The following is a 9,959-nucleotide window of genomic DNA, read 5'->3' as shown; positions in this document are numbered from 1 at the left end:
TTTGAAAAGGTTTGGCAGATGTTCCAGGAAACGGACAGGATGTTTAAGGAGACTGGGAAAAAGTTTGAAGAAACGGACCGTAAAATCGACCGGCTGGCTAAGCTTTATGGCGGTGTCTCCGAAAACAGCAGAGATGTAGCCGAGGAATTTTTCAGAAGAGGGCTGGAGGCTCGGGATGCGCTCTTTGGCATTCCATACGATCAGGTGGCCCGGCTTGAAAAAAGAACCCGGCAGTTACAGGGAGAGTACGACATCGTGCTCTACAATGGGGAATATATGATTGTCATAGAGGTAAAGTACAAGCTTCATCCGGATGATGTGGAAGATTTTCTCAATCGCAAACTCCCTGCCTTTAAGCCTTTATTCCCGGAATATTCCGATCAAAAACTTATCGGCGCCGTTGCCGGCATGAGTGTTCCAGCCGACAGCTACGAAACGGCAGAGAAAAACGGGTTGCTGGTCTTAACCCAATCCGGGGAAAACATTTCGGTGATGAATCCCCGGGACTTTGTTATTAAGGAATTTTAGCGGATTTACCTGATCTTTCCCGCGAATATTACGCTGAGCATGGTATAAGTTCCTATGAGTCCGTTATAAGAAGGTCATTTTCTTCTGCATTACCATGTCAACTATGAACGTTTAAAAAGAATGGATCTGCAATTGGGCTGTTCAAAACGCAGCTTAAAATCCCCAAATGCCCTCATGGTTTTTACCAAAAATATAATACCGAAATTTTGGATAGCCATACCAAAATAACCATATTTACATATTTACTGGTTTATGAAGACTAATTAATGGATTTGCATTATGAAGATTGCTTATATTGCTACTTACCCTCCCAAAAAATGTGGAATTGGTACTTTTACAAACAACCTCCTTCATTCAGTTATTTCAACTTCCGAACAAAAAAGGATTAGCGAACAGGCGCTTGTTGTTGCCCTGGACGATGAAGAAGAGGAGTTTGAATACCCGGAGGAGGTCAAGTATACCATCCGCACGAATCATCAGAAAGATTATATTAAGGCAGCGCGGTTTATTAATTTCAGTGGTGCGGATGTGGTTGTGCTTCAGCATGAATTTGGAATTTTTGGTGGTGAAATGGGCGTGTATATTTTGCCTCTGTTGCATCACCTGACCATTCCACTGGTTACTGTTTGTCATACGGTTCTGAAGAACCCATCCTATATTCAGCGGTCTATCATTTCGGAGATCGGAAAACGTTCTTCCCGCGTCATTGTCATGAGCCACCTGGCAGTTGACTTTCTGAAAAACATTTACAAGATACCTGGAGGGAAAATTAAAATTATTGAACACGGTACGCCAACATTCAAACCCTATGAACAAAATGCCTTAAAGAAATCATATAAGCTGAAGGACAGAACGGTTTTACTAACATTTGGATTATTAAGCAGGAACAAGGGGATTGAAACCGTACTGCACGCGTTACCTGAGGTTGTAAAAAACCATCCGGAAGTCATGTATATTATCCTGGGCGCAACCCACCCTGCTGTGCTTCGCTTATCCGGAGAAGAATACAAGGAATACCTGAAAATGCTGGTGAATAAATATGGGCTGGAGAACAATGTGTTCTTTTACGATAAGTTTGTGTCGGAAGAAACATTGGTGGATTACCTGAGTATGGCTGATATTTACGTAACACCTTATCTTACAAAGGAACAAATTACCAGCGGCACACTTTCATATGCCGTAGGTGCCGGTTCGTGTGTGCTGTCTACTCCATACTGGCATGCTCAAGAGCTCCTGGCTAAAGGCAGGGGTATCCTTTTTGATTTTAAAAACTACGATCAACTGTCAGAAATCATTACAGAGCTATTGGACAACCCTGACAAATTAGAGAAGATCAGGAAGAAAGCTTTTGCTTATGGAAAAAAACTTACCTGGCCAAAAAATGGCAAAGTCTACCTCGACCTGTTTAAAGAGGTTCAAAACAAAGCATTGCCTGTTCAAACTGAGGAAACCTCTGAGATTGACCTGACCTTAATGCCTAAGTTCAATTTGGCGCATATATACAGACTTACAGATGATGTAGGTATTGTACAGAACGCCCTGTATGGTATTCCCAACCTTAAACATGGTTACAACCTCAGTGATAATTCCCGTGCGGTGCTGATGACGGCAATGGTTTACAAACAATACAAGGACCAAAAAGTGCTGGATTTGCTTTCCAAATACCTGAGCTATGTCCATTACATGCAAAATGAAGATGGCTCGTTCCATAACGGACTGAGTTTTGATCGCACCTTTCAGGATGAACAGGGAACCGAGGATTCGTTTGGACGTACGATCTGGGCATTAGGATATTTGGTGAAAAACAAGCCTTTCGATTCGTACAAACAGGTGGCTAAAGGCCTTCTTAACCGTTCGGTAGATCAGTTTGAGCAATTGAATTCATTGCGCGGGATTGCTACAACTGTTATAGGATTAATATACTTCTTGCAGGAATTTCCAGAGAAAGAGCAATTGTTCCATGTGTTGAGGCAGTTGACTAAAAAACTCACAGATGCTTATGAAGCCCATAAAGAAAAGGACTGGGAATGGTTTGAATACACAATGACGTATGACAACGGGATACTACCGCTGGCGCTATTTCTGTCCTATGAGGCCTCTGAAGATGAGCATGTCTTAAAGGTTGCAAGGGAAAGCACGAACTTTCTGACCAGGGTTACGCTTTCCGGCGACTATTTTGCTCCGGTAGGTAATAAAGGATGGTATCAAAAAGGTGGCGAAATCTCCTCTTATAATCAGCAATCCGTCGAAGCCATGAGTATGGTGCAACTTTTTTATCATGGTTACCGCATACTCAGAGACAAGAGTTATTTGTCATTGTTGTTTAAATGCTACATGTGGTATTTAGGCAACAACACATTTCACATTCCACTTTATGAGCATGAAACAGGTGGCTGCTATGATGGACTCATTTATAAAGGGGTAAATAAGAACGAAGGGGCAGAAAGCACCATATCCTATTTAATTTCTCATATTACAGTGCTCCAGGCTCATCAACTGGAATATTTCAACTTTAATATGAATAAATAGAGTATTTAGTTGTGAGTGATGTGTAGTGAGTTAATAAGTTAATTGAGTTAACTGAGTTGATTGAGTTGATTGAGTTGATTGAGGAAGAGACTGACAGACTAAGTTACTTAGTGAAGGAGAGATGAGAGGGGAGCACTGAGAATGGGAGACGGAGAGCTATCGCGAGAGGATACTCCCTTTGCGAACTTTGCGTATTAAACTTTGCGCGCTTTGCGTGGAATATTTTAGCCACGAATGCACAAAATAACAAGAGAAAACAGTCGGCAGAAGAAAGAAGCAGGATGGAAAGGTGTCAGTAACCAATAACCAATAACCAGCAACCTGCAACACGCAACATGCAACATTTATTTATATGATTCAAAAAAACATTAATATGAGTAAAATTAAAAGATACCCGAAGAACCCCATACTAACCCGTAAGGACATTCCCTATCCCGTCGCTACGGTCTATAACGCCGGAGTAGTAAAGTTTGACGGCAAATACATCATGCTGTTCCGTTCGAATATTGAAAACGGGCGAAGCATCATCGGAATTGCTGAAAGCAAAGATGGTTACAATTTTACCCCGCATAAAGAACCATTCCTGGAGCCCACCTCTAATGACATTTTCGGTGTTTATGAAGAATACGGAGTGGAAGACGCCCGGATTACCTTGTTGGAGGATTATTTTTACATTACCTACAACGTATATTCCCGCTATGGAGTACGCAGCGCACTGGCCCGAACCACGGATTTTGAAAAGGTGGAAAAGATTGCCATGATAACCGAGGTGGATCAGCGAAATGTCGTTCTTTTCACTGAAAAGACCAACGGAATGTACGTCAGACTGGACCGCCCGCATGCTGACATCAATCCCTGGGGCATATGGATATCCTATTCCCCTGACCTGATTCACTGGGGAAATTCAAAAATACTGATAAAGCCTCTTCATTATCACTGGGATGAATCAAAAATGGGACCCGGAGCGCCCCCCATTAAAACTCCCGAAGGATGGCTGAATATTTTCCACGCCTGCTATCCTACTATCAACAGCACTGTTTACCGCTTGGGTGTTGCCCTGCATGAGCCGGATGACCCGTCAAAGATTATCGGTGTGGCGGATGAATGGATCCTTCAGCCTGAAGAGATCTATGAAACGTCAGGTTATGTACCTAACGTAGTCTTCACTTGCGGAGCCGTGCCGGAAAAGGATGGAACCGTAAAAATATACTGGGGAGGCGCCGATGAGGTGATGTGTGCAGGGGAAGCAAAAATAATGGATCTCATTACCCTGTGCAAGGAGAATCCGAGAAAAGCACTGTGATTGAGTTTCTCGCAGATAACGCAGATTTAGAATAATTTTCACGTAGTGTTCGTTACATATTTTCGTTGCGCACGTTTCGTGAATGTTGCTCTCAGTTGATGTCAGGAATTTGAGTTTTTCAGAGCTTTGAGGAGTTCATCCACTTCAATAGTAGCCAGGCCAGTGGAGTAATCCGCCATGGCGTAGGGTATGATGAGGTGGTCGTTATGAATTATTGTACCACAGGTATATACTACATTCGGTACATAACCGTCCCGTTCTTTTTCGTTGGGTGTAAGCAAAGGCTCGTTCAGGCAGCCAATAACTTTTGAAGGATCATCCAAATCTAACAAGCATGCCCCCAGTGAATATTTTCTCATGGGCCCTACTCCATGGGTGATCATGAGCCAGCCTTCTTTGGTCTCTAAGGGTGATCCCCCATTCCCTACCTGTATATATTCCCAGGGATAATGTGGTTCACGCAACATTTTTGCATTTTCCCAGATATTGATCTTATCAGAGAACATAATGTAGTTGTTCTGACCATCTATTCGCGAAAGCATGGCATATTTCCCATTGATCTTCCGCGGGAAAAGGGCGAGGTTTTTATCTTGTGCATGCTTTCCCTGAATAGGTATTACCTTGAAATGATAGAAATCTTTTGTCTGAATCAGCTTGGGAATGATCGTATACCCGTCATAAGCTGTATAAGTAGCATAATAATCAAACGTTCCGTCTTCGTTGGTAAATTTTACAAAGCGGGCATCTTCAATTCCATTTTTCTCCCTTTCTGCAATGGGAAAGATAACACGTTCTGACAGATCAGTATCCATTGAAAAAATAATCTCATAATGGGAATCGGCAAGCCAGATAATTTCCTGGAGCACTTTTTGTTTATCCACATTCATGTCATTTTCATCAATGATTTGCTGAACGGTTTCCTTGACCTGCTTGTATGAAAATTGGGCAGGAAGTTTGTCCAGAACCAGACAATACAGACTTTTAGGAATGTCCATCTCTTCCAGTTTTCTACTGAAAGATTTTTTCTCGTATTGGTATTTTTTAACCCGTTCTGCCCCATCAATTAACTTGCCGGGTTCATGAACCATCAGGTTGTTATCCTTATCCAAAACCCCCCTGCGAAAAACGAGGGAGGAAATATGTCCTTCACCCGTAGCCCTGAAACTCATAACCACACGTTTCTCTCCCTCCTCCAGCCCGTTTTGATCAGGGTCTTCTACTATGGAAGGGTTGAAGAAGGCGGCAGACTCTATCGAGTATTCCATCGTAAAATACGAACCAATCAACAATTGTTTTCGTTCCGAAAGGTCATCGATATCAATATCCAGATCAGCAAACACATGTTTTACTTTATTGAAGTGTCTTCTTAAAATTCTGGTCATATTTCTGTGTCGCTTTGAAAACTCACGCAGAATTCGGTTCAGCGTTGATTCAACGTACTCGTCAGACATGTTGTAAATTCGCATAACCAACTCTGCGGTTCGCATGGTATCCAATTCGAAAAACCTGGCTATTACTTTCTTAAAGTCAGGCAAAAACGATGTATTTTTTCTTTCTACTGGTAGAGCCATAGATTGTTAATTTAAAAGTTAAAAGTATAAATTTCACCCTGAAATCCAAAACTGGAAATGCGGCAAAACAGAGGAAATGCTTTGCCGAACGAGTCCAGTTTGATATGTCATGCTTGAATAATTACCCGTTTATGAATATATTTGGAAAAAAATTTACTGAATGAATTTTCAATAGAAAGATTATGCCTACAAAGCTTCAATTCAATAGAGAAGAAAAAATCGACTTCATGGTCGAATTAAGGAAGAAAGTGGATGAATATTTCCAGCAGAACAACCTTTCCAAACATGCAGATGCTGACATGGTGGCGAAGTCTATCTTTATGATGGCATTATACCTTGGACCTTATTTGCTGATGGTGACCGGGGTAGTATCTTCCACCCTGCTAATTCTCTTATGCTGGGTGGTGATGGGTATTGGTATGGCCGGTGTAGGTGTGGACATTATGCACGATGCCAACCATGGTAGTTATTCCAAAAGTAAACCAATAAATCAATGGCTGAGCAAGTCGCTGTATATCCTGGGCGGACTTCCTGAGACATGGCAGATTCAGCACAACACCATTCACCATGCTTATACAAATATCGATGGTTATGATGCTGATATTGACCCGGCGCCAATGTTACGCTTTTCTCCTCACAAACCCGTCCGGAAAATTCACAAATACCAACATCTTTATGCATGGTTCCTGTACGGACTTATGACTATTCTTTGGTTTACCACCAAGGATTTTCAGCAATTGTTTCATTACAGCAAAGAGGGATATCTTGCCCAGGAAGGCAAATCTTTCAACGCGCTGATGACCAAACTGGTAATCACAAAAATCATGTACTATGTCGTTTTTATTGTCATTCCCCTGATTGTTCTACCCATCCCGTGGTGGATGACCCTCCTGTTCTTTTTCATTATGCATTTCATAGCCGGGGTTTTGCTTAGTGTCATTTTTCAAACTGGCCATATATTACCTGATTCAGCATATCCCCTGCCCGATGAAAATGGGAATCTGGAGAATAACTGGCTCGTCCATCAGTTAACAGCAACCTCAGATTATGCCCCCAATAGCAGAGTGTTTACGTGGCTCCTGGGTGGTTTGAATTACCATGCCGTACATCATTTGTTCCCTAACATTTGTCATGTGCATTACAAAAAGATCTCCCCCATTGTAAAAGAAATCACAGCTAAATACGGGGTAACCTACCGCGCACAACCTACTTTTTTCAAGGCAATTGGCAATCACGCAAAAATGCTTAAACTACTGGGACAAGGTCAATATGCTTCGCATTAGAAATGGTATAACTCCATGCGGTTAATGTGGAAGATTTTCTCAACTGCAAACTCCCTGTCTTTAAGCCTTTATTTCCTGGTTATGCCGGGAAAAAACTCATCGGGACCGTTGCTGAGATGAGCGTTCCTTCCGATAGTTATAAAACGGCAGAAAAAACAGGTTGCTGGTCTTAACTCAATCCGGAGAAAACATTTCGGTGATGAATCCCCAGGACTTTGTTATAAAGGAATTTTAGAGGTTTTACCTGAATTTTTTCAGTAATTTCCTGAATCCTTTTCCAATTCTTCTGAAAATTCCTTCTTTTTGTTTCCCGGTCTTTTGACGGGTTACTGATTTTTCCCCATTCAGGTCTTTTTCTTCGGCTTCTTTCTCTTTTTTATCTTTCCCTTCTCTATCGTTCCACAGCTCATTTTCATCGGACTGGTATTCTTTTACCCTTTCATTTTCTCTATGGTCCTCTCCCTGGACTGTTACTTTTTCTTTTCCCGGGGCTGCATCTTTTCCGTTCTCCGGGTTGACTTCAGTTAAAGTCTCCACGGTCTCCATAAATCCTTTATCGTCTAATCTGACCGTGTCTTTTTCACCGTCCAACGTACCACTGAATACAGATTTCTTGAAACCTAACAGGTAAAATATTCTGTGTTCGATGGAGTATTTTGAAATGAAATTGTAAATATACACATGTTGATTTTGCCCCAGCCGGTAAACACGGGCAATTCTTTGTTCGAGCTTTGCCGGGTTCCACGGAAGATCGAGATTAACAATGACATTGGCACATTGCAGGTTCAGACCGAGTCCGCCCGAATCGGTGGAAAGGAAAATTTTTAAACGTTTCTCGCTATGAAACCTGCTTATTATGCGCTTGCGTTCTTTGGTGGAAAGGTCTCCATTTAAATATACATAGTCGATGCCTCTTTTTTCAAGCGCCTGAATGACTAGTTCAAGCATTTTTTTCCATTCACTGAAGATCACAATCTTATTGTCCTCGGTTTCCATGACATTTTCCAGGAGCTGTATGAGTTCGCCGATTTTATTGTCATGGCGTTTTTGGGGATTGAGAATATACGTTGAATCACTGGTCATTCTCATACAGGAAAGGTTGATCAGCAAATTTTGTCGATCTTCTTCATTCAGAAATCCCTGTCTCCTCCATTTATTTACCAGTCTGCATACGTTTTCATAATACGCATGATGGTCTTTCATTTGTTCCTCGGTCAACTCCACGAAAAAATTCTTGTCGATCCTGCCGGGCAATTGATTAATGATCTCTTTCTTTGTCCGACGGATCAAAATGGGCTCGAGGGTTTTGTTGATCGATTTCAGATTCCTGTAACCGGTAACCTTTCCTGCTTCATCCGTTATTTCATGGTTATGAAGGAAGCGAAACAGGGGTCCGAGTTTGTACATGTCGATGAACTCCACGATGGAATGAAGCTCCTGCAAACGGTTTTCAAGCGGCGTGCCGGTCAGCACGAGGGCAAAGCGGGATTGGATCTTTTTTACAGCCTGTGCCGTTTTTGTTTGCCAGTTTTTTATTCGTTGCGCTTCGTCAAGAATAACCAGGTCGGGTGAGGCTTCATTGATATGTTCCAGATCATTTCTGGTAACCCCGTAGCTGATGATCTTATAAAATTCTTCCTGTTTATACAGCTTTTTTCTTTTATGAATTAAGCCTTCAACCATCAGGGTGGTTCTGTCGGTGAATTTTTCTATTTCTTTCTGCCATTGATATTTCAGGGACGTAGGGCATACAATTAAAACACTTCTGACCTGAGAATACCGGGCAAACAATTCAACGGTTGCAATGGCCTGTATGGTTTTCCCCAGCCCCATCTCATCGGCTATCAGTACTCGCCCTGCTTTAAAAGCCTTTAACACGGCTTCTTTTTGATAAGGATAGAGTTTTGTTTTGATAAGCTCTTCAAAAATGCGACTTTCTGTGCCTTCAGGGAAAATCTTGTCAGTCAGACGTTCTCTTTCTATTTGTTGCTTGCATCCCTGGATAAATTCATAAACATCGGGGTAAACCCTGAAATTCGGATCAATGGATGTGGCTTTCTGAATGTATCTCTCCAACTCCATGATATGGCCGGGTTGAATATATCCTTCATTGTTAATAATGGGATTAAAGAGTTGTTTAATTTTCTCGCCGTTCTCACTCCCCGGCTTTAACCGAAGACTTCTTTCTTTTCCGTAATATATGCTCAATGAGGCGTAAGCATGGGGTTGGGTTTGATTGAAATATTTCCAGTTGCTCTTTTTTTTCTTCAGGGTTAACAGTACATTTTCAATGTGTTTGCAGGTACCCAGCCCATTTACCTTGAAATCAGGGCAGGAACAGAAATTGTGGCTCTGTACGTTATCCCGGATAGATACTTTGTAGGTTTTTTCAGATTTTGGATTATAAACCTCAAAATCCGAAAATACCGGATGATTGCCAATATTTTTTATGTCAAAGTCCTGGTCGGCGGCAAACTGTTTTCTTAAGGCAGCTTGCCATTCATCTATACTAAGGTCTTCTGGTTTGCGGTAATAGGGTACTTTTTTCTGCTTTTGCGACGTTGCTTCATTATCTTCCATGGTGCATTTTTGAAACAAAAAAGCAAATTATTATATAAATTAAAAAGTTGAAATTAGAAAAGTTATGAACATATTATCAACCTTACAGATATGTCTATAATTACCCAAAATCCGTGAGTTAATTTTGGTAAGAACCAATAGTCTGCAGAATTTAGAAATTAATTA

General features: G+C 41.5%; 6 protein-coding genes. 4 read left to right on the top strand and 2 right to left on the bottom strand.

Features of this window, described 5'->3' with window-relative positions:
• The 3 genes from KGY70_11845 to KGY70_11835 form a co-directional block, all read left to right on the top strand.
• Nucleotides 1–528 (top strand): hypothetical protein (locus tag KGY70_11845; GenBank protein MBS3775874.1); only part of this gene is annotated, 528 nt, incomplete at its 5' end.
• A gap of 279 nt (nucleotides 529–807) precedes the next feature.
• Nucleotides 808–3,057, top strand: a complete 2,250-nt coding sequence (locus tag KGY70_11840; GenBank protein MBS3775873.1) for a glycosyltransferase family 4 protein — start codon at nucleotides 808–810, stop codon at nucleotides 3,055–3,057.
• Nucleotides 3,058–3,430: 373 nt separating this feature from the next.
• Nucleotides 3,431–4,360: a glycoside hydrolase family 130 protein gene (locus tag KGY70_11835; GenBank protein ID MBS3775872.1), complete on the top strand. Its 930-nt coding sequence runs from the start codon at nucleotides 3,431–3,433 to the stop codon at nucleotides 4,358–4,360.
• Nucleotides 4,361–4,461: 101 nt separating this feature from the next.
• Here the strand turns inward: KGY70_11835 and KGY70_11830 are convergent, their stop codons facing one another.
• The gene (locus tag KGY70_11830; GenBank protein ID MBS3775871.1) at nucleotides 4,462–5,931 is read right to left on the bottom strand and encodes a glycoside hydrolase family 130 protein; all 1,470 of its coding nucleotides are present in this window, start codon (nucleotides 5,929–5,931) and stop codon (nucleotides 4,462–4,464) included.
• 182 nt (nucleotides 5,932–6,113) lie between these two features.
• Between KGY70_11830 and KGY70_11825 the strand changes: the two genes are divergently transcribed.
• Nucleotides 6,114–7,214, top strand: a complete 1,101-nt coding sequence (locus tag KGY70_11825; protein ID MBS3775870.1) for an acyl-CoA desaturase — start codon at nucleotides 6,114–6,116, stop codon at nucleotides 7,212–7,214.
• 240 nt (nucleotides 7,215–7,454) lie between these two features.
• On the opposite strand, the gene KGY70_11820 is transcribed toward KGY70_11825, so the two are convergent.
• Nucleotides 7,455–9,794 (bottom strand): DEAD/DEAH box helicase, encoded by a 2,340-nt coding sequence (locus tag KGY70_11820; GenBank protein MBS3775869.1) that lies wholly within the window; start codon nucleotides 9,792–9,794, stop codon nucleotides 7,455–7,457.
• Nucleotides 9,795–9,959: the final 165 nt, after the last annotated feature.

The organism is Bacteroidales bacterium (assembly GCA_018334875.1).
In the GTDB taxonomy this organism is placed as follows: Bacteria; Bacteroidota; Bacteroidia; order Bacteroidales; family UBA12077; genus JAGXLC01.
This window is presented reverse-complemented; position numbering and strand designations above follow the sequence as displayed.